15 protein-coding genes are annotated in these 21,595 nt (G+C 65.3%); 8 read left to right on the top strand and 7 right to left on the bottom strand.

What is annotated here, in order from left to right:
* Nucleotides 1–434: 434 nt before the first annotated feature.
* Both IEV83_RS17760 and hisN read left to right on the top strand, forming a co-directional pair.
* Nucleotides 435–1,325 carry an N-formylglutamate amidohydrolase gene (locus IEV83_RS17760; RefSeq protein ID WP_181760541.1) on the top strand — a complete coding sequence of 297 codons (891 nt, stop codon included), beginning with the start codon at nt 435–437 and terminating at the stop codon, nt 1,323–1,325.
* Nucleotides 1,326–1,756: 431 nt separating this feature from the next.
* On the top strand, nt 1,757–2,548 hold the full coding sequence (gene hisN, locus IEV83_RS17765; protein WP_181760542.1) for a histidinol-phosphatase: 792 nt from the start codon (nt 1,757–1,759) through the stop codon (nt 2,546–2,548).
* A 10-nt stretch (nt 2,549–2,558) separates the two neighbouring features.
* Here hisN and IEV83_RS17770 read toward each other — a convergent pair whose 3' ends face one another.
* Nucleotides 2,559–3,368 carry an alpha/beta fold hydrolase gene (locus IEV83_RS17770; protein ID WP_308683744.1) on the bottom strand — a complete coding sequence of 270 codons (810 nt, stop codon included), beginning with the start codon at nt 3,366–3,368 and terminating at the stop codon, nt 2,559–2,561.
* A 307-nt stretch (nt 3,369–3,675) separates the two neighbouring features.
* Nucleotides 3,676–4,032 (bottom strand): hypothetical protein, encoded by a 357-nt coding sequence (locus IEV83_RS17775; protein WP_181760544.1) that lies wholly within the window; start codon nt 4,030–4,032, stop codon nt 3,676–3,678.
* A 297-nt stretch (nt 4,033–4,329) separates the two neighbouring features.
* On the opposite strand from IEV83_RS17775, the gene IEV83_RS17780 reads away from it, so the two are divergent.
* Complete coding sequence (locus tag IEV83_RS17780; protein WP_181760545.1) at nt 4,330–4,782, top strand: Hsp20 family protein; 453 nt, start codon at nt 4,330–4,332, stop codon at nt 4,780–4,782.
* 216 nt (nt 4,783–4,998) lie between these two features.
* Here the strand turns inward: IEV83_RS17780 and IEV83_RS17785 are convergent, their stop codons facing one another.
* Nucleotides 4,999–6,027: a threonine aldolase family protein gene (locus IEV83_RS17785; RefSeq protein ID WP_181760546.1), complete on the bottom strand. Its 1,029-nt coding sequence runs from the start codon at nt 6,025–6,027 to the stop codon at nt 4,999–5,001.
* A gap of 595 nt (nt 6,028–6,622) precedes the next feature.
* On the opposite strand from IEV83_RS17785, the gene gltB reads away from it, so the two are divergent.
* On the top strand, nt 6,623–11,371 hold the full coding sequence (gltB, locus tag IEV83_RS17790; RefSeq protein ID WP_181760547.1) for a glutamate synthase large subunit: 4,749 nt from the start codon (nt 6,623–6,625) through the stop codon (nt 11,369–11,371).
* Between the two features lie 14 nt (nt 11,372–11,385).
* On the top strand, nt 11,386–12,816 hold the full coding sequence (locus tag IEV83_RS17795; RefSeq protein WP_181760548.1) for a glutamate synthase subunit beta: 1,431 nt from the start codon (nt 11,386–11,388) through the stop codon (nt 12,814–12,816).
* A gap of 124 nt (nt 12,817–12,940) precedes the next feature.
* Here IEV83_RS17795 and IEV83_RS17800 read toward each other — a convergent pair whose 3' ends face one another.
* The 4 genes from IEV83_RS17800 to IEV83_RS17815 form a co-directional block, all read right to left on the bottom strand.
* On the bottom strand, nt 12,941–14,305 hold the full coding sequence (locus IEV83_RS17800; RefSeq protein WP_209003231.1) for a methyl-accepting chemotaxis protein: 1,365 nt from the start codon (nt 14,303–14,305) through the stop codon (nt 12,941–12,943).
* Between the two features lie 145 nt (nt 14,306–14,450).
* The gene (locus IEV83_RS17805) at nt 14,451–15,554 is read right to left on the bottom strand and encodes an SGNH/GDSL hydrolase family protein (RefSeq protein WP_443096378.1); all 1,104 of its coding nucleotides are present in this window, start codon (nt 15,552–15,554) and stop codon (nt 14,451–14,453) included.
* 109 nt (nt 15,555–15,663) lie between these two features.
* Nucleotides 15,664–16,935: a lytic murein transglycosylase gene (locus IEV83_RS17810; RefSeq protein ID WP_181760550.1), complete on the bottom strand. Its 1,272-nt coding sequence runs from the start codon at nt 16,933–16,935 to the stop codon at nt 15,664–15,666.
* A gap of 88 nt (nt 16,936–17,023) precedes the next feature.
* A complete protein-coding gene (locus IEV83_RS17815) occupies nt 17,024–18,520 on the bottom strand; it encodes an outer membrane beta-barrel protein (RefSeq protein WP_181760551.1) in 1,497 nt (498 codons plus the stop codon).
* A gap of 184 nt (nt 18,521–18,704) precedes the next feature.
* On the opposite strand from IEV83_RS17815, the gene IEV83_RS17820 reads away from it, so the two are divergent.
* The 3 genes from IEV83_RS17820 (at nt 18,705) to IEV83_RS17830 (ending at nt 21,526) form a co-directional block, all read left to right on the top strand.
* On the top strand, nt 18,705–19,712 hold the full coding sequence (locus IEV83_RS17820) for a KpsF/GutQ family sugar-phosphate isomerase (RefSeq protein ID WP_181760552.1): 1,008 nt from the start codon (nt 18,705–18,707) through the stop codon (nt 19,710–19,712).
* Nucleotides 19,713–19,877: 165 nt separating this feature from the next.
* Complete coding sequence (locus tag IEV83_RS17825) at nt 19,878–20,645, top strand: motility protein A (RefSeq protein WP_181760553.1); 768 nt, start codon at nt 19,878–19,880, stop codon at nt 20,643–20,645.
* A gap of 29 nt (nt 20,646–20,674) precedes the next feature.
* Complete coding sequence (locus IEV83_RS17830) at nt 20,675–21,526, top strand: flagellar motor protein MotB (RefSeq protein WP_181760554.1); 852 nt, start codon at nt 20,675–20,677, stop codon at nt 21,524–21,526.
* Nucleotides 21,527–21,595 lie beyond the last annotated feature (69 nt).

Below are 21,595 nucleotides of genomic sequence, written 5' to 3' on the forward strand. Positions count from 1 at the left end.
CGTCCCCGTTATAAGGTCGCGCGCCGGTAAATATCCAGTGAAAGGCACCCCGATCGCCGCCATTCGTCCCCGGCCACCGGGCGTCTTTGTGGACATTAGGGCCCAGACTCATAAATGAGCTCGAAATGGTTTGAGGCGGATTGCTTCTGATCAAGGAGCGGAAGCACCGGAAATGCTGTTCATTTTCAAGCCTTTCGCGACGCATGAGCAGGCGCAATCCGGTCAAATCCTTCAGGACATGGAGATGGCTTCACCCTGCATCGTCAGTGCGTTTGACCGGGCAACAAGCCCGCTCCGCACGCCCTTCCTCGCGAGGCTTTGCCATTTCCCATGCCATGTCAGCCTCATTTATGGGTCTGGACCCTAACCGCGATTCGGGCGCAAATATAACCATACGAGAAGCGCAGGCTTCGAAGAGAACGAGGAATACGCGCATGCAGGTGGTCACGGGTTTCAGCAATACCGATGCCTTCGACCTGCTCAGGCCTGCCCAACAGTGCGTTCCCTTTGTCTTCAACTCCCCTCATTCGGGCCGCGACTACCCGGACGCCTTCCTGCGCGCCTCGCGCCTCGACACCCGCGCCATTCGCCGGTCGGAGGATGCGTTTGTCGATGAATTGTTTGAACCGGTTCTCTCATTGGGCGCACCGCTCCTGCGCGCCCGCTTCCCTCGCGCCTATCTCGACGTCAACCGGGAGCCCTACGAGCTTGACCCCAAGATGTACGAGGATCGGCTGCCGTCCTACGCCAACTGCCGCTCGATCCGTGTCGCCGGCGGTCTCGGCACCATTGCCCGGGTCGTTGGCGAGGCGCAGGAAATCTACCGCGAACGCCTCACCGTGCAGGAAGCGCTCCTGCGTATCGAAACGCTCTACAAGCCCTACCATCGCACCTTGCGGCGGATCCTGGCCCAGACCCATGTGGATTTCGGCTACGCCATTCTGGTCGACTGCCACTCCATGCCCTCGGCGGTGCGCAGTTCCGACGGCGGCGCACGTCCCGACTTCATCCTCGGGGATCGGTATGGCACCAGCTGCGCGCCCTTGCTGATCGAGGCGGCAACCCGGATCCTGCGCGACATGGGCTACAGCGTCAGCCGCAACAAGCCCTATGCCGGCGGCTTCATCACCGAGCATTACGGCCGGCCAGCCAAGGGGCTGCACGCCCTGCAGATCGAGATCAACCGGGCGCTCTACATGGATGAGACCAGAACGGAGCGCAACGCGGGCTTTGCCGAACTGGCCAGCAATCTCGGGCAGTTCGCCAGCGAGCTTGTCGCCATTTCCGACGGCGCCCTCGCCGCCGAAGCGCTTGCGGCCGAATAGCCCGACAGGCGCCTTCGCCCTCCCCCTCCTCAGAAATCGTGGCGACGCCAAGAAAAAAGGGCCGCGCTCTTGCGAGGCGGCCCGAGTCTAGGGAGGAAACGCCCAAGAAGGGCGGCGCGATCTGGCATCGCCATATCGCACTGCAATATATTTCTCGTGCAGCGCACAAAAGTCAAGACCCAACGACCGAAACCAAGAAAGAATCGCGCCATCGCCGCAAATTTCATCAATACTGTCAACGATATGCCTCTTTTGACGGCACCTTCACATGTGCTTCTGCACCACATTGCGGCGCAGCAAGACCAGGATGCATGCGGGAAAGGCACATCGGCCGCGTGACAGGCGCCCGCCAACCCCCTAAACAGCAGGTCCGAACCGCTTCCACCGGCCCCTACCGGGCCGGCGACCCCGAACCGGGAGTAGATTGTCCAATGTCGAGCACCGAAGAGCTGGCCAGCTTCGCGGATCGCCTGTGCGAGGCCTCCGCCCGGGCCATTCTCCCCCATTTCCGTGCCGAGCTTGCCGTCGAAAACAAGCTGTCGCAGGGCTTTGATCCGGTGACCGTCGCCGACCGGGCCGGCGAAAGCGCCATTCGCGCACTGATCGAGGAGCGTTTTCCCGATCACGGCATTCTTGGCGAAGAGCATGGCAATGTCCGTCTCGGTGCCGATCAGGTCTGGGTGCTCGACCCCATCGACGGCACCCGTGCCTTCATCTGCGGCCTGCCGACCTGGGGCACCCTGATCGGCCTGAAGCAGGGCGGGCGGCCGAGCTTTGGCGTGATGGACCAGCCGTTCGTGCGCGAACGCTTCTACGGCGACGGCACCACCGCCTGGCGCGTCTCCCATGGCGAGCGCCATCCGCTGAAATGCCGGCCCTGCGCCCGGCTGGACGACGCCATCATGTGCACCACCCATCCGGGCCTGTTCAGCGACAGCGAGGCGAGCGTCGTCAATGCAATCGAGGACCGGGTACGCACCACCCGTTTTGGCACCGATTGCTACGGCTATGGCATGGTGGCTGCCGGTCAGGTCGATCTGGTGATCGAAACCGGCCTGCAAGCCTATGACATCGTTGCCCTTGCGCCGATCGTCGAAGGCGCCGGCGGCGTCGTCACCACCTGGACTGGCGGATCGCCTGCGGATGGCGGACAGATCGTCGCCAGCGGCGACAAGCGGCTGCACGACGAGGTTCTCGGGCTGCTGGCGCGGGTCGCTGCCTGACCGGTTCCGCTCACACCTCGTCGTCAACGAAGGCCGAGAAGGCCGCGAGAAACTGGTCGCGATACAGATCGGCTTCCATCAGGAGCTCGTGCCGGGCGCCCGGGACCTCAAGATACTGCACCGAACGCGCCTGCCGGGCGAACCGCTCGGCCGCGGGGGTCGACACGATACGATCCTGTCCGGCGGAGACGATCAGCACCGGCAGGGCCATGCCCGGCGCAAAGCCGGGCGCAAAAAACCGCTTCATGGCGCGGCAGGCGGCTGCCAGCCAGTCGATGGTCGGCGCTCCGATTTCCAGATCCGGCGCCGCAGCGAGCACAGCTTCGTTGCGCTCGAACCGCCGCCGGTCGGATGTCAGCGGATTGGTCTCGAACCGCATGTTCAGCTTCGGCCCGCCGCCTGGAACATAGGCCGCACCAAAGCCGACCGACGACAGGAAGGCCGCCAGCGGACAGGCAAGCCCCTGTGGCAGCCCGACCTTGCCGAGCCCGATCAGCGGCGCGCTGAGCACCGCCCGCTCGAACCGGGTGCGCAGCCGCCGCGCGCCGTAAAGAAGCACCGCCCCGCCGGTGGAGTGGGCCAGCGCATAATGCGGCCCGGGCATCGAGGCGAGCGTGACCTTGGTCAGCACCGCATCCAGATCGAGCAGGAAGTCGGAGAAGTCATCCACGTGGCCGCGCCGGGGATTGCGCAAGACCCGCGCCGAACCGCCCTGGCCACGCCAGTCGAAGGCAACCACGGCGAAACCGCGCGCGCGGAGATCCCGCACCGTCTCAAAGTATTTTTCGATGAATTCGGCCCGCCCCTGCAGCAGGGTCACAGTGCCCCTCAGCGGACCGTTCGTGGGCATCCAGCGCGCATGGCGCAGGAGCAGACCGTCGCTTGTCTCGCAAGCGCCGCACTGGCCCCCTTCAGGGATTGGATTGTCCGGAAGGTCGACGAGCTTCATGGAAAAGCGGCACCGGTCCGTTGCAAATGCCGTGCGAAACCGGCCTGCCTTCCCTCATACAGGACGCACCGGCAGCGCTCAAGTGCGCGGCAGGCCGGACGCCCCCGGGGATCGGTGCCGGGACCGGACGCAGCGCGCCCGGCCAATCCGTCCACCCGGTGGCGCTCACCGGTGGCGATCACCAGCGGCGGCGCGCCCGGCTCCGATCCAGCACCCGCCCGGAATAGGCATCGACCACCAGCCGCACCGGCTTTCCGCGCCAGCCCCGGGCCCGCACCACATAGACATCGCCGCGCGGACGGATGCGGCGAATACCATAGTACCCCTTGCGGTTGAGACGACGGGCGATCTGGCGCGGGCGGAGCCGTTCCAGACGATAGCCGCGGTGCCACCCGCGTCCACGCCACCCGGCCAGTTGCACCGTGGCCTCGGCGGCAACAGGCGCCGGTGCCTTGGCGCGAATATCGAGTGCCTGAGCGGAAGGGGCGGCGACCAGCAGGCTGAAGGTCGCGGCGGTGAGAAGTGCTTTCATCATGATCCGGTCTCCCGTGTTGGGGCGCTGTCGCCCGATCGACTGAGGCCAGATTGCCAGCCACGGCGTGAACCGGATCGGAAGGCACCGTTCAGCGGGCGTTCATGTTTCGCCGCACCTGCCAGCGCCCCGAAAAGCAGCCTTCACCTCCCCCTCTTGATTCCGTTTTCATCGCTCCCCATCTCTTGGTCACGGGCGCCACTATCGGGTCCGTGGAGACGTTTTCCGCACGTTCTGCCAGACCGGAGGACACGCGGGAACGAGAGCATCAACCGTCGCTCACTGAAAGAGGACAATGTCATGCGTCATCTTGATTTCACCCCGCTTTACCGTTCCACCGTCGGCTTCGACCGGCTGTTCTCGTTGCTGGATGCCAATACCCAGGACGCCCCGAGCTATCCGCCGTACAACATCGAGCGGACCGGGGAAAACACCTACCGCATCACCATGGCGGTCGCCGGCTTCGGCGAGGCCGATCTGTCGATCGAGGCGAAGGAACATGTGCTGACCGTCAAGGGTGAGCGCGCCGCCGATACCGAGACCGGCGAGGTGCTGTATCGCGGCATCGCCGCACGTGCCTTCGAGCGCCGCTTCCAGTTGGCCGACTTCGTCGAGGTTCGCGGTGCCAGCATGGAAAACGGCCTGCTGCACATCGACCTTGCCCGCGAAATCCCCGAAGCGATGAAGCCGCGCAAGATCGACATCCGTACCGGCGCGGACAGCGCGCCGCAGATCGAAAGCTCGGTCAACTGACCGCAAGGCGCCTCAGCGCTATCTCTCATCCAGGCATGATGAAGCCGGCCGGGTTCTCCCGGCCGGTTTTCCTTTTCCGGCAGACCCGCCAACAGCGAACGCGCCCGCGCACCATCCCGGATGGCACGGGCAAGACCGCTATCACCGCAACGAAAAAACATTCCAGTCTGTCGGGTCACGCCTGCGGGCCGGACCGCAGGGACCGGCCCGATAGGCTCACAGATGGGACAGGAAGCTGTCCACCTCTGCATCGCCAGTGCGGAAGCAGGTCACCAGCCGCACCATGGCCTCGTCCGGCCCGCAGCCGTCCTTCGACCATTCATAGAACCGGCCGCCCGCCGCCTGCAGGCGCGCGATCTGCTCCTTGGAGAGAATGGCGAACACCTCATTCGCCTCCGGCTCCCAGGCCAGACGGGCGGAACCACTGGCGGCGATCCCCTTGGCAAGACGCGCCGCAGCCCCGTTGGCATGGCGGGCAAGATCGAGCCAGTGACCGTCGGCCAGATAGCCATCGAATTGCGCGGCCACGAACCGCGACTTGGAAAAGACATGGCCGGCGCGCGCCCGGTGCTCCACCAGATCCCGGAGCTTTTCCGGCCGGAACACGACCAGCGCTTCGGCGCACCAGCAACCGTTCTTGGTCCCGCCGAAGGACAAGACGTCGATGCCGGCCTTCCAGGTCATTTCCGCCGGCGTCACCCCCAGATGGACCAGCGCATTGGCAAAACGCGCCCCATCCATATGGCACAGCATGTCCCGCTGCCGGGCGGTGGCGGTCAAGGCGGCGATGTCCTCGGGTCGGTACACCGTGCCGCATTCGCTGGCCTGGGTCAGGCTGAGCGCCACCGTGCGCCCGAGCCGGCTGCCTTCCGGACACGCCGCCAGCTTCGCGCCGAGGTCCTGCGCCGTGATCTTGCCCTGCCGCGCGGCCACCGGCATCAGCTTCATGCCATGGCTGTAGAACTCCGCCGCGCCCCATTCGTCGCAATGAAGATGCGCCACATCACTGCAGAACACCAGCCCTCCGGGCCGGCTGCAGGCGGCCATGGCCAGCGCATTGGCCGCCGTGCCCGTTGCCGTGAACAGCACCTCCACATCGATCTCGAAGACCTCGCGAAACCGCGCCGTTACCGCCTCGGTCACCGCATCCGCGCCATAGGCGGGTGCCATTCCCTCATTGTGTCGGGAAAGCGCATCCATCACCGGCTGCGAGGCTCCCGCCCAGTTATCGCTTGAGAACTCCATGTCTCCGTCTACGCCAGCGTTTCCGACCTTGGCAAGCCCCCGGACAGAATGTTGCAAAAGCCCCCTCCGAAGTGTCCGATTGTGACAATCCACCGTCGTTGCACGCAAGAAATAGTGCAACGGGACGCGGAAACGCTCTTGCCCCCCGCCTGGAAATCTGGCATGGTTCGCCCGCCAAATTAGGACAGGAATACTGCCCTATCTGGCCGGGAGTCATTTAATGATGATTCCACATCGACGCCGCACCGGAGTATCTTGCGCTCACCCGGGCGCAGAGAACCAACCTCCGGCGCATTGAAGCGACAAGCTTCAGCCGCTCCTGGCCGATCCAGGATCGCGGCAGGGAACCGCCGACGGGAGCAACGGCGGCGCGGCGGATATCAGGATCGGCCGCTCTCAGGACGAGAGCAACAGGACGAGCCTTCGGCGGGACACATCCCGCCGCGAGCAGGCGGACCGGCTGAGCAGGACCGCACCATATATGTCAGCGTCAGGGCCGCGGCCCGTTCGCCGGACGAGCCGCGCCTTTCGAGAAAAGGCCCGACCCGAACGGGAGAGGACCCGCCGGACGCCAGGGGTGAGAAAGAGGGCAGACATGACCAAGACCGATGCGATGACCGGGGCCCACGGCCTCGTGGCCCCACAGATTGCGGCCACTGCCCGCACCTCGAAACCGACCACGACAACAGCCACGTCGGCCGGCCGGGCACGCGCCGCTGCGGAAGGCCTATACCAGCCAGGCCGCGAGCATGACGCCTGCGGCGTCGGCTTCATTGCCCATCTGAAAGGCAAGGCATCGCATCAGATCGTCGCCGACGGTCTGCAGATCCTGGAGAACCTCACCCACCGGGGCGCGGTCGGCGCCGATCCGCTGATGGGCGACGGTGCCGGCATGCTGGTGCAGATCCCGCACGCCTTCTTCGCCGAGGAAGCGAAGGGGCTTGGGTTCGAGCTTCCCGAAGCCGGAGGCTACGGTGTCGGCTTCCTGTTCCTGCCGCAGGATCCGGCCTTGCGCGCCACCTGCGAGGAGATCATCGAGCGAGTGATCGCCGCCGAGGGTCAGGACTGTCTCGGCTGGCGCGATGTGCCGGTCGACAACTCCTCCCTGTCCAAGGCGCCGGACATCGTCGCCACCGAGCCCTACTCCCGCCAGGTGTTCATCGGCTGCCGCGGCTGCGAAACCCAGGACGAGTTCGAGCGTCGCCTGTTCGTGCTGCGCAAGGTGATCTCCAACACCGTGCGCGCCGAGACCAACGCGGTCGACAACGGCTTTTACATCGTCTCCCTGTCGAGCCGGACGCTGGTTTACAAGGGCATGTTCCTCGCCAACCAGCTCGGCGCCTATTACGCCGACCTGAAGGACGAACGCTTCGCCTCGGCGCTGGCGCTGGTACACCAGCGGTTCTCCACCAACACCTTCCCGTCCTGGGATCTGGCACATCCCTACCGGATGGTCGCCCATAACGGCGAGATCAACACCCTGCGCGGCAACGTCAACTGGATGGCCGCCCGCCAGGCGTCGGTCTCCTCGCCGCTGTTCGGCGACGATATTTCCAAGCTCTGGCCGATCTCCTACGAGGGCCAGTCGGACACCGCCTGTTTCGACAACGCGCTCGAATTCCTGGTCGAGGGCGGCTACTCGCTCGCCCATGCGGCGATGATGCTGATCCCGGAAGCCTGGGCCGGCAATCCGCTGATGGATGAGAACCTGCGCGCCTTCTACGAATACCATGCGGCCCTGATGGAGCCGTGGGACGGACCGGCGGCTGTCGCCTTCACCGATGGCCGGCAGATCGGCGCGACGCTCGACCGCAACGGCCTGCGCCCGGCCCGCTACATCGTCACCGACGACGACATGGTGATCATGGCCTCCGAGGTCGGCGTCCTGCCGGTGCCGGAGGAAAAGATCGTCCGCAAATGGCGTCTGCAGCCGGGCAAGATGCTGCTGATCGACCTGGAAAAGGGCTGCATCATCTCCGACGAGGAGATCAAGCGGATGCTGTCCACCGCCAATCCCTACAAGGACTGGCTGCACCGCTCGCAGATCGTTCTGGAAGAGATGCCGCAGGTGCGCGGACGTGCGCCGGTGGCCGCCGAAACCCTGCTCGACCGCCAGCAGGCCTTCGGCTACACCCAGGAGGACATCAAGCTGCTGATGCAGCCGATGGCAACCATCGGCCAGGAAGCCATCGGCTCGATGGGCACCGATACGCCCATCTCCGCGCTCTCCGACAAGCCGAAGCTGCTCTACACCTACTTCAAGCAGAACTTCGCCCAGGTCACCAACCCGCCGATCGACCCGATCCGCGAGGAACTGGTGATGAGCCTGGTGTCCTTCATCGGACCGCGGCCGAACCTCTTCGATCTCAAGGGACTGTCCACCTCGCGCCGGCTGGAGGTGCGCCAGCCGATCCTGACCAACGACGATCTGGAGAAGATCCGCGCCATCGGCGACATCGCCGACAACCAGTTCTCGGCCAAGACGCTGGACATCACCTATGATGCGGTGCATGGCGCGGACGGGATGCGCGAGGCGCTCGACAACCTGTGCGCCAGCGCGGAACGGGCGGTCACCAACGGCTACAACATCATCATCCTGTCCGACCGGCTGGTCAGCCGCGGCCGGATTCCGATCCCGGCCCTGCTGGCCACCGCCGCCGTCCACCGTCACCTGATCCGCAAGGGCCTTCGCACCTCGGTCGGCCTGGTGGTGGAGACCGGCGAGGCGCGCGAGGTGCATCATTTCTGCGTGCTGGCCGGCTATGGCGCGGAGGCGATCAACCCGTATCTCGCCTTCGAAACCCTGCTGGCGCTGCATGCCGATCTCGACTTCCCCGAGGAGGTCGATGCGGACGAGGTGGTGCATCGCTACATCAAGTCGATCGACAAGGGCATTCTCAAGGTCATGTCCAAGATGGGCATCTCGACCTACCAGTCCTACTGCGGCGCGCAGATCTTCGACGCGGTCGGCCTGTCGAGCGACTTCGTCAACGAGTATTTCTTCGGCACGGCGACGACCATCGAGGGCATTGGCCTCGCCGAGGTCGCCAACGAGACCACCAGCCGTCATGGCACCGCCTTCGCCGATGTGCCGGTGCTGCGCCGGTCCCTGGAGGTTGGCGGCGAGTACAACTACCGGGTTCGCGGCGAAAGCCACCTGTGGACCCCGGACAATGTCGCCTCGCTGCAACACGCGGTGCGCGGCAACCTGCCGGACAAGTACCGTGAGTTCGCCCGCGAGACCAATGAGGTCAACGGCCGCTTCACCATTCGCGGCCAGTTCCGCATCAAATCCGCCGAGGAAGCCGGCCTGACGCCGATCCCGCTGGAGGAGGTCGAAAGCGCGGTGGAGATCGTCAAGCGCTTCTCCACCGGCGCCATGTCCTTCGGCTCGATTTCCCGCGAGGCGCATTCCACCCTCGCGATCGCCATGAACCAGATCGGAGGCAAGTCGAACACCGGCGAGGGCGGCGAGGAACCGGAACGCTACAAGCCGCTGCCCGACGGTTCCGGCAACCCGATGCGCTCGGCCATCAAGCAGGTCGCCTCGGGCCGCTTCGGCGTGACCACCGAGTATCTGGTCAATGCCGACATGATCCAGATCAAGGTCGCGCAAGGGGCCAAGCCCGGCGAGGGCGGCCAGCTGCCCGGCCACAAGGTCGACGCGGTCATCGCCAAGGTGCGTCACTCGACGCAAGGGGTTGGCCTGATCTCCCCGCCGCCGCACCACGATATCTATTCGATCGAGGATCTGGCCCAGCTCATCTACGATCTGAAGAACGTCAATCCGGTGGCCGACATCTCGGTCAAGCTGGTGTCCGAGGTCGGTGTCGGCACGGTTGCCGCCGGCGTTGCCAAGGCCCGCGCCGATCACATCACCGTCTCCGGCTACGATGGCGGCACAGGCGCTTCGCCGCTCACCTCGATCAAGCACGCCGGCAGCCCCTGGGAAATGGGCCTTGCCGAAACCCAACAGACCCTGGTGCTGAACGGCCTGCGCTCGCGCGTCGCCCTGCAGGTCGACGGCGGTCTGAAGACCGGCCGCGATGTCATCGTCGGCGCCCTGCTCGGCGCCGATGAGTTCGGCTTCTCCACCGCGCCGCTGATCGCCGCCGGCTGTATCATGATGCGCAAGTGCCACCTCAACACCTGTCCGGTCGGCATCGCCACCCAGGATCCGGTGCTGCGCAAGCGCTTCAAGGGCGCGCCGGAGCATGTGGTCAACTACTTCTTCTTCGTCGCCGAGGAAGTGCGCGAGATGATGGCGGCCATGGGCATCGCCCGGTTCGACGATCTGGTCGGTCGTACCGACCTGCTCGACCGCGGCCAGATGATCGACCACTGGAAGGCGCGCGGGCTCGACTTCTCCCGCATCTTCCACATGCCCGAGGCGGCGCCGGAGGCGCGCCGCTGGACCGAGCTTCAGCAGCATCCGATCGATGACATTCTCGACCGTCGCCTGATTGCCGCCGCCGCGCCCGCGCTGGAGCGCAAGGAGAAGGTGATCATCAAGGAGACGATCATGAACGTCGACCGTTCGGCCGGCGCCATGCTCTCCGGCGAGGTCGCCAAGCGCTACGGTCACAAGGGCCTGAAGCCGGGCACCATCGCCATCAACCTGACCGGCACCGCCGGACAGGCCTTCGGCGCCTTCCTGACCCGTGGTATCACCGTGACGCTCCAGGGCGACGCCAACGACTATGTCGGCAAGGGTCTGGCCGGCGGTCAGCTGATCATCCGGCCCGACCCGGCCTGTGCCGCCGATCCCGATCATTCGATCATCGCCGGCAACACCGTGCTCTACGGCGCCACCGAGGGCGAATGCTACATTCGCGGTATCGCCGGCGAACGCTTCGCGGTGCGCAACTCCGGCGCCATCGCGGTGGTCGAGGGCGTCGGCGACCATGGCTGCGAATACATGACCGGCGGCGTTGTCGTCGTGCTTGGCTGGACCGGCCGCAACTTCGCCGCCGGCATGTCGGGCGGTGTCGCCTATGTGCTCGATGAGGACGGCTCGTTCCGCAGCCGCTGCAATCTGGCCATGGTCGACATCGAACCGGTTCCGGAAGAGGACGATCTTCTGGAGAAGCTCCACCATCACGGCGGCGACATCGAGCACAAGGGCCGCGTCGACCTGACCGCCGACATGACCCGCCATGATGACGAACGCCTGCGCCAGCTCATCACCAACCATGCCGCGCACACGGATTCGGCCTGGGCCCGCGAGATCCTCGACAACTGGGATACGTTCCGGCCGAAATTCGTCAAGGTGATGCCGGTGGAATACCGCCGGGCGCTGAAGGAAATGGAAGAAAAGCGCCTCGGTCTGGTGGCGGCCGAGTAAGGGGGACGAGAGCAATGGGAAAAGTCACCGGATTCCTGGAAATCGACCGGCAGGAACAGAAGTACCAGCCGGCCTCCGACCGGATTCGCCACTTCAAGGAGTTCACGCTCCCGCTGGAGGACAAGGAAGTCGAGCGCCAGGCGGCCCGCTGCATGGATTGCGGCATTCCGTATTGCCATGGACCGGTCGGCTGCCCGGTCAACAACCAGATCCCCGACTGGAACGATCTGGTCTACAACGGCGACTGGGAAGAGGCCGCACGCAACCTGCATTCGACCAACAACTTCCCCGAGTTCACCGGCCGCATCTGCCCCGCCCCGTGCGAGGAGGCCTGCACGCTCAACCTTGAGGATGTGCCGGTCGCCATCAAGACGGTGGAACAGGCGATTGCCGACAAGGCCTTCGCCGAGGGCTGGATCAAGCCGGAACCGGCGCTGACCAAGACTGGCAAGACCGTCGCCATCGTCGGCGCGGGTCCGGCCGGACTGGCCGCCGCCCAGCAACTCGCCCGTGCCGGCCATACGGTGCATGTCTATGAGCGCGAGCCCAAGGCCGGCGGCCTGCTGCGCTACGGCATTCCCGATTTCAAGATGGAAAAGCACTACATCGACCGCCGGGTCGCGCAGATGGAGGCCGAGGGCGTTTCGTTCCACTACGGAGCGGATGTGGGCGTCTCGATCACCGTCGACGAGCTCAAGGAACGCCACGACGCGGTGCTGCTCACCTGCGGCGCCGAGCGGCCGCGCGATCCGGAACTGCCAGGCATGGACCTGGCCGGCTGCATGTACGCCATGCCGTTCCTGATCCAGCAGAACCGCCGGATCGGCGGCGAGGATGTGTCCGCCGAGGCCCCCTACTGGGCCGGCGGCAAGCATGTGGTGGTGATCGGCGGCGGCGATACCGCGTCCGACTGCGTCGGCACCTCGTTCCGGCAAGGCGCCCTGTCGGTAACCCAGCTCGACATCCGCCAGCGTCCGCCGGAGCGCGAGGACAAGCTCAACGTCTGGCCCTATTGGCCGACCAAGATGCGCACCTCCTCCAGCCAGGCGGAAGGCGCGGAGCGCGAGTTTGCCGCCGCGACCCTCGGCATCATCGGCGAGGACGGCCATGTGACCGGCGTCAAATGCGCCCGGGTGGACGAAAAGCGCGTGCCGATTCCGGGAACGGAATTCGTCCTGCGCGCCGAACTGGTGCTGATCGCCATCGGCTTCGCCGGACCGCTGGAAGGCACCTACCTGCAGGAGCTTGGCGACAGCCTCGCCCGCGATGCCCGCACCAATGTGCGCGCCAACACCGAGGACTACCAGACGAGCATCGAGGGCGTGTTTGCCGCCGGCGACGTGCGCCGGGGACAGTCTCTGGTGGTCTGGGCAATCCGCGAAGGCCGTCAGGCGGCACGCGCCATCGATATCAGCCTGACGGGCTCGTCCAACCTGCCCCGCTGACCCGCAGCGCTGCAGACGGTCAGGACCAGACAAACGAAAACGGGCGCCGGCGACAATCGCCGGCGCCCGTTTTCGTTCCTGAGCGTCTTTTGCCCTGGCAGAGCCAACGAGGCGGGAAGCGGCGTCAGGCTGCCGCCTGCTCCTCGCAGCTATCGCGAATGCTTGAGAGAAAACCACCGACCTGATCGTGCAGGGCCGATGACAGGTCCGCCAGCTCATTGGTCGCGCTGCGAATCTGGTCGGTCGCGGAACGGGTGCCCGCGCTGGCCGTGCCGAGTGCGTCCATGCTGGCGGCGACACTGTTGGTGTTCTGGGTCGCAAAATCGACGCTTTGCGAAATCTCGCCGGTGGCCGCCATCTGTTTCTGCACGGCGGTGAGAATGGTCTCGGAAATCGCGCTGATCCGCTCCACGGTTCCGGCGATTGAGCGGATGGCCCCGACCGCCTGCTCGGAGACCTGCTGCACTGCCTCCACCTGCCGGGTGATGTCCCCGGTGGCCTTCGACGTCTGGCTGGCAAGCTCCTTGACCTCATTGGCGACGACCGCGAAGCCCCGCCCCATCTCGCCCGCCCGGGCCGCCTCGATGGTGGCATTGAGCGCCAGAAGGTTGGTCTGGTCGGCGATCTGCGCGATCAGCTCGACCACCTCGCCAATCGCCCGGCCGCTGTCGGCCAGCCGGCCGACGATGGCATCGGTCGTGCGGCTTTCCTCGACGGCCGTGCGGGCCATCTGCGCCGCATCTTCCATTTCCCGGCCGATCGACAGGATGGATTGCGACATCTCTTCCGCCGCCTCGACCGCGGTGGCCACCGAACTGCTGGCCTGCTGTGAGGATTCGGACGCATCGCCAACCGCCTGGACCGCCTCGCCAACGACGCCATCCAGATCCTGGGAGAACCCACCGATCCGTCCAGCGGCCTCGCCCAGGCGCCCGACCACTCCAACCACGGAGCGTTCGAAGTCATCGGCCACCCGGCGCAGGGTTTCCGCCCGCTCCCGGGCCATCCGGTCCTGCTGCTCCATCGCCTGATGCGCATCATGTTCGGCCTTTGCCGCGAGCGCCACCCGGACATCGAGCACCGAGCGGGCGATCTCGCCGATCTCGTCGCCGCGCTTCGCCCCGGCGATCTCCACGTTGAAATCTCCTTCGGACAGGGACTTCAACCCGTCCTGCAAGGCGCCGAGCGGTCGCTTGACCCCAAGAGCCAGCACGAAAGCCATGGCAAGAAAGCCAAGGCCAACCGGCATACAGACCAGCGCAATTTCCACCATCTGCCCGAGAATGAGCGTGTCGAGCTTGTCACTCGCCTCGGGGCCGAGGAAATGGGCGGCCTGCGCCGGATCGCTCAGCGCTTCGTTCAGCGATCGGCGGAACACATAAAGGGCATAGCCGGTTCCCGACAGCATGATGAGAGCGGCGGTGCCGACCATCAGCAGGAAACGTCCCAGGATCGTCAGGGACCAGGGCGCGCGGCGCATTGTCTGCATGAAATCAACCTCGGATTTGACACACCGAGACTATGGAAAGAAAAAAATGAAAAAAGCTGAAATACTCTCGCTAGGGAAAGCCCTAACGTCAATTTTCACAGCCCTCCGACCGCCGGGACCGGCATGGCGTGCCGCAGCGTGTAGCCTATGGCACCATCCGGAAATCATCGACCCGCCCCGCAGGCCCTGAGAGCGGCACCCCTTGTACGATCAGTTGGTATTGCGGCGTGTCGACGACCGGCGCGTTGCCCTCATCCCCACCGGCAAGGTCGGTTTCCGGAGCGGTCGTACGCCCGGTGAGAACGATGAAGTTCGGATCGTCCTCCACACCGTCGAAGGCGAACGCTCCGGACGAGCCGAGGATCCGGGCGATTTCCTTTTCCGCGAAGAACGCCACCTTCTGCTTGCCGGGCCAGGTAAAGCCGACCCCATCGGCGGAGCGGAGCCGACGGCGTTTGCCGGCCACATCCGGACCGAAGGAGGTGAAGCCGCCGTTTTCGTCCAGAAACACGTCCCAGATATCCGCATAGATGCCATTGGCGGCATCGACGCTGGCTTTCGCCACATCGTTGATATGCCCAAAATCGGCCCGTTTCGCCTGCCCCTTGGGCGGCGGCAGGCCGATCCAGACCATCGGCGTGCGCCGGTCGCGCGCTGCGCGCAACAGCTTGTCGACACGCCGCGCGTAAAGCGCGTCCCAAGCGGCGGTGCGAAAGGCGGCAACCCCGTTGGCGGTCTCGATGTCCCGGCGATCGAGCGAACCGATCAGCACGACCACCACCGCGATCTCCCGGCCCTGAACAACGGCACGCAGCCGGTCGGCAAGCGCGTCCGCCCCCTCCCCGGCAAGGCCCGCCCGCTTGATCACCAGCTTGTCGACACGCACCGACGGGGTTTCCGCGTAGGTCGCCACCAGCCCTTCGGCCAGTTCCCCCGCCAAGGCATCGCCCATCACCAGAACCGTGCGGGCATCCTGCTCCTTCGGCACCTCGACGATGACTGGCCGCACCGGTTCCGTCCGCCGGGGCCGTAGCCGCTGTTGCGGCGGCTGTTCGCGAAGAACGGGGCGGCGTGGCCGCTCCCGCTCCAACCCGAAGAGACGAAACAGCGGCTTGAGCGGATGAAACCCGCGCACCGTCTTGCCGCCGACCACCGGCCCCTTGCTCTGGGCCAGCACGTCGCCGTTGCTGCCCGCAATGCCGCCGGCGGCCAGAAGCACCACCAGCAGCATCATGGTCACCAGACGCATCACGGACACGGCCCGACGGGCCGGGACGTTCCTGATCCGCAAGCAGGAGGGCACAAGAGGTTTCAACATGCGCCGATCATACAGCCGCCGCCCGCCGGCGTCCAAGCCTTCAGCCGCCAGCGCGCACCCGCTCCAGCAGACGGACGGACGGATAGCCATCGGGAACGAGCCCGGCCGAACGCTGGAAGGCGCGAATTCCCTTCCGCGTGGCCGGACCGACCCGGCCATCGGCCTTGCCTACATTGAACCCGCGCCGATTGAGCTGCGCCTGCAACTCCTTGGTCTGCGGCCGCGACAGCGGCAGGGCATCGCGCGGCCAGGTCTGGATGAACGGATCGCCGCCGCGAATACGGTCCGCCAGGTGGCCCACGGCCAGCGCATAAGCGGTCGCGTTATTGTAGCGCTTGATGACATAGAAGTTGCGCAGCATCAGGAAGGCCGGTCCGCCGGCCCCTGCCGGCAACACCAGAACCGCGTCGTCGGAGGGTCGCGGGAATGCTCGCCCGCCCGGACGCTGCACGCCCGCCCGGCTCCAGGCCGCCAGCGTCTTCTCCGCATCGACATTGCCATAGTCGAAGCCGCGCGGCAGCACCACCTCATAGCCCCAGGTGTAGCCGCTGCGCCAACCGTGCCGCTTCAGGTAATTGGCCGTCGAGGCTAGGGCATCGGGGATGTTCGACCAGATATCGTTGCGCCCGTCCCGGTCGTAATCGACTGCATATTGTTTCCAGCTCGACGGCATGAACTGGGTATGCCCCATCGCACCGGCCCAGGACCCTTCCATGCGCGAGGGATCCACATGGCCATCGTCCAGGATCTTCAGGGCGGTAATCAGCTCCTTGCTCCAGAACCGCTGACGCCTTGGCGCCGCATAGGCCAGCGTTGCCAGGGCGCGCACCACGTAATGCTTGCCCATGAACGAGCCATAATTGGTCTCCATGCCCCAGATCGCTACCACCGCCTCGCGGTCGACGCCGTAGCGGCGCTCGATCTCGTCGAGCTCGCGCGAATAGGTGCGCAGCATCTCGCGCCCCTTCTCCACCCGCGTCTCCGACACCGCGCTGTCAAGGTAGTCCCAGATCGGTTTGACGAATTCCGACTGCTTGTTCATCAGACGGATCGTATCCGGATCCGGCGTCACCCCTTCGAAAGCCCGCCGATAGGTGGTCCGGCCGATCCCGGCGGCCCGGGCCTGCGGCCAGAAATTCTCCACCCAGCGGTTGAACGCCGTATCGGCCATCGCCGGAGCGCTGCCCTGCGACACCAGCCCCAGGCACAGGCCGGCAACCGCGACCCAGCCGCCGGCCCTCCGCCGCAGGGGCGCACGGGTCGAAGCACACGAACGCCGCGCGGGCGTGACGGAAAAAGACGAGAAACCCATTCCCACTCCCCAAACTCAGGATGAAACCGGAACCGTTTGACGGCTCCGAGCGGTGGCCAGTTGGCGATCCGCGTCTAGCAGATGGCGTTCAATGACGAAAACGCAATCCGGCCTCGATGGCATTTGAACTGTATCCGGACCCTGGCGTGGTCGAGATGAAGCGGCGGAACGTGTAGCGCGCCTGCAGCGCCACCTTGGAGGTAAAGGCCCAGGTGAGCGCCGTGGTCGCCCGCGCCTCCTTCTCCTTCAGCATGATCCCCGTATAGTCGCGCAGCGAATACCCCACGCCCACCTCGCCGCTGAGCGCGTCGGAGAAGCCGTGGGCGATCCGCAGATCCGTCGAATAGATGACCGACCCCGGTGTGCCGCTGATGGTTGAAGGCGCAAAATTCGTCCCCAGCAAGGCGGTCACCGTGGTCAATCGCGTCGGCGACCAGATCAGGGATCCATCAACGGTCAGCCCCTGCAGCACCTTCAGCCGCGGATCGTCAAGATGCTCCGCCCGCCAGCCGGCGCTGAGATCACCGCTCCACTTCGACCCGCCATTGAAGGTGAAGCCCGCGCGCAGACCATAGCCAACCGAGTTCCGGTCGGCGCATTGGGTCGGATCGGAGCATTGCTCGAAATACCGGCGCTTGAAGCCACTCCCCTCGACAAAGGGCTGGAAGCGCGCGCCGGTCTGCCCGTCGATACGCAAGGCGGCGGTAAACAGCGCATTGTCCCGGTTACCCTCCGAGGCGCTGCCGTCCCGGCCGGTGTAGTGGGTGGAATCCACCCGCCCGCTGAGCACGGCCCCGATCAGCCCGAGCGAGCGCCTCAAGGCGACACCCGTACCGAACTCATGCACGTCCTGACCGGTACCGCTCGATTCCGCGCTCCCCCGGTCTTCCAGCGACAGCCCGTAGCGGGCGTCGAGATCGACCTGGGTGCGCTCGCTGAGGTCGAGCTGCAGAAGTGCATCCGTGGTGATGTTCGGGTCGTCATCCACCGCATCATCGCCGTAGCCGATGTAACTGCCGCGAAAGTTGACCCCGAGACTGTGCCGCGACCAGTTGGATTCCAGCCGCAAGGTGGGCGCGACGATATAGGAAGGGCCGGGCGTGCCGTTTGCGTCATTGGCCCGGTTGTCGGTCCAGCCGATGCCGACCGCCAGCTCCGGGTAAAGCAGGAACGAGCCCAGGCGAATGCCGCTCGGCTGATCGCGCAAGGTATCGCCGGCATAGACCGTATCGTCGAGAACCGCCCGGTTCCCCGCCGGCGTGCGCCGCTGCACCGCCCGGACCCGCTCGGCGAAGGGCTGGATCGGACGCTGCCTGTCCACGGTGGCCAGTGCCTCGACCTCTTCGCCCGCATCCACACCGCGCAAGCCGCCCACGGCAAGACCGGCCGTCTCGCCGGCGCCATCGACCGCGTCCACGCCCTCCTCCGGTTCCGCTCCGGGGGCCGGCAGAACCACACCAAAGCCACCACGCAGATCCGCCTCCTGCGCACGCACAGGCATCAGCATGGCGAGACAGGCAAATGAGGAAATGACGAGAGTGCCGTAGCGGAGCATCACCGAACCATGTGCATCGGCCGGCGACACCGACCCAATTTGCAAATGATCATCGGCTGTTAAGGTTAACGGTTCGTTGCTTGAAGACAGTGCGCCCCGCACCGATCCACCGCATGGCCCGGGGCATGGCCACTTGCCTGCGCGACAAGTTCTCCCTTGCCGCGTTGTTTCCACCCGGTTAAGCAGTCCCCATCAAGGACCCAAGGACGAAACCATGACGGCAACAGCGAAGATCGACCGGCCGGAAGCGCAGGATGACGCCCGCCCGCTCGCATCTGCCCTGCGGACCATCCGGACCGAAATCGACGGCCTGGAAGCCTTGCATGAAGCGCTTGGAAACGGATTGGGAACGCCCTTCGCCACTGCGGTGCGCACCATTGCCGGCGCCAAGGGGCGGGTGATCGTCACCGGCGTTGGCAAGAGCGGCCATGTTGGCGCCAAGATCGCCGCGACCCTCGCCTCGACCGGAACGCCGGCCTCCTTCGTCCACGCCACCGAGGCCGCGCATGGCGATCTGGGCATGATCACCGATGCGGATGTGGTGCTGGCCCTGTCGTGGTCCGGCGAGACACAGGAACTGGCGAGTATCATCGGCTACACACGCCGCTTCTCCGTGCCCCTCGTTGCCATCACCTCCCGCGCCGACAGCGCCCTTGGCAGCGCCGCCGACATTCTGCTGCAACTGCCCAAGGTGGAAGAAGCCTGCCCGCATGGGCTTGCGCCCACCTCCTCCACGATCCTGCAGATGGCGACCGGAGATGCCCTGGCGATTGCCCTTCTGGAGGGCCGCGGCTTCACCGCTCAGGATTTCCGCGTCTACCACCCCGGCGGCCGTCTTGGCGCCAGCCTGCAGCATGCCCGCGACATCATGCACGGGCAGGATGCCTTGCCGCTGACCACCCCGGAAACCTCCATGGGCGAGGCCATCGTCCTGATTACCCAGAAGGGGTTCGGCGTGCTTGGCGTCGTCGATGCGGACGGACGGCTGATCGGCATCATCACCGATGGCGACCTGCGCCGCCATCTCAGCCCGGACTTCCTCGACAAGACCGTCGGCGATGTGATGACCCGCTCACCGAAATCCGTTGCGCCCAACATGCTGCTCGCCTCGACGATGGAGTTCCTCAACAGCCAATCGATCACCTCGGTCTTCGTGGTTGAGGACGGGATGCCGGTCGGCATCCTGCATCTGCACGACCTGCTCCGCCATGGCGTCGCCTGACTCCGCTGATCGGCCAGACCGGTATTTAACCGCGCATTTACCCTGAGAAACGTATTCCAGAACCACGTTCATCGTGAACGGCGGCTTAGGGAAAGATTAGCCATGTGCGGCCTATGATCCTTCCCGGAAGTCATGCGGGCTACCAGCTCCGGAGCGTGGTGGGAAATGGATCTCAGTTCAATCATCGGCATTGTCGCCGCCTTTGCAGTGGTTACCATCGCCATCCTGCTCGGCGGAAATATCGCCCAGTTCATTGATCTGCCCTCAATCCTGATCGTCCTCGGCGGCGGCTTCGCGGCAACGCTGGTTCGGTTCCCCCTTGCCGGCATCGGCAGCGCATTCATTGTCGGCAGCAAGGCCGCCTTCACCCACAAGAAGGTCAATCCCCGCGACCTGATCGAAGACATCACCAGCCTTGCCGACACCGTGCGCAAGTCCGGTCCGCTCGGGCTGGAAAATGTCGAGGTCTCCGACGCCAGTCTTGCCAAGGGCATTCAGTATATTGCCGATGGCTATGAGGGCGCCTTCATCAAGGACGCGATGGAGCGGGAACGGGATCTTTATCTGGAGCGCCTTCAGGAAGGAAAGAAGGTGTTCAAGGCCCTGGGCGAGTCCGCGCCCGCCTTCGGCATGATCGGAACCCTTGTCGGCCTGGTGCAGATGCTGGCGACCATGGACGACCCATCCACCATCGGTCCGTCCATGGCCATCGCCCTCTTGACCACGCTCTATGGCGCGCTCGTCGCCAACGTCATTTGCCTGCCGATCGTCGACAAGCTCGATTCCAAGTTCGACATCGAGGAGGTGAACCAGACACTGGTGATCGACGGGGTGATGCAAATTCGTGAGAACAAGAGCCCGGCGCTGATCCGCGACATGCTGATCGCCTATGTCCCGGAGAAGGCCCGCGCCGAATTCGCGGAAGCGGCATGAGTTCCAACGCCGGCGCGGAGGCCTGACCCATGGCACGGAAAAAAGCAGAAGGCGGTGGCGCCCCGGCCTGGCTGGTCACCTTTGCCGACCTGATGTCCCTGCTCGTCTGCTTCTTCGTGCTGATCATTTCCTTTTCGATCCAGGACAAGCAGAAGCTGCAGGTTGTCGCCGGTTCCATGCGCGACGCCTTTGGCGTCAAGGAAGTCTCCAAGCGCACCGGCATTATCGAAGTCGAAGGCATCCCGATCCGCGACTACATGAAGGACATTACCCAGGTTCCGGAAGAGCTCGATTCGGATTTCGCCAAGGACCGTCATGAGAACCGGCGCAAGCAGGGACCGGAGGCGAACACCCATGACGTCAAGGAGGCCGATATCGAGCATCCGCGTCAGTTCGCAACCGCTGCCGCCTCCCTGCGCCAGGCCTGGCAGGAATTGCCCGACATCACCGAGATCTCGTCAAACATCCTGCTTGAAGAAACCGAGGAAGGGCTGAACATCACCCTGGTCGACCAGGATGGCCGGTCAATGTTCCCCGAAGGCTCCAAATATCCCTACGAAATCACCCGGCGGCTGCTGGCCAAGATGGCGCCGGTGGTTGCCCGGATGCCCAACCGCATCCAGATCACCGGACACACCACGTCTGGCCGGACCAGCGTCAATCCCGGCTACACGGCGTGGGAGCTCTCCGCCGACCGCGCCAATGCGGCGCGGCAGATCCTTGCCGAATACGGCATTCCGAGCGATCGCTTCTTCGGCGTGGTCGGCAAGGCGGACACCGAACCGCTGTTTCCGAACGATCCGTTCCTGGCCGCCAACCGGCGGATCGGCATCCTGCTGATGGCGGAAGATCCGCCGCTGCCGCTCGGCCACAATCCCTGACCGCCATCCGCAAGCACATCATCTGACCAGGGCGCTACGCCCGAGATCGCCCGTGCGAGAGGCTGGCCG

Source organism: Stappia taiwanensis, assembly GCF_014635285.1.
GTDB lineage: Bacteria > Pseudomonadota > Alphaproteobacteria > Rhizobiales > Stappiaceae > Stappia > Stappia taiwanensis.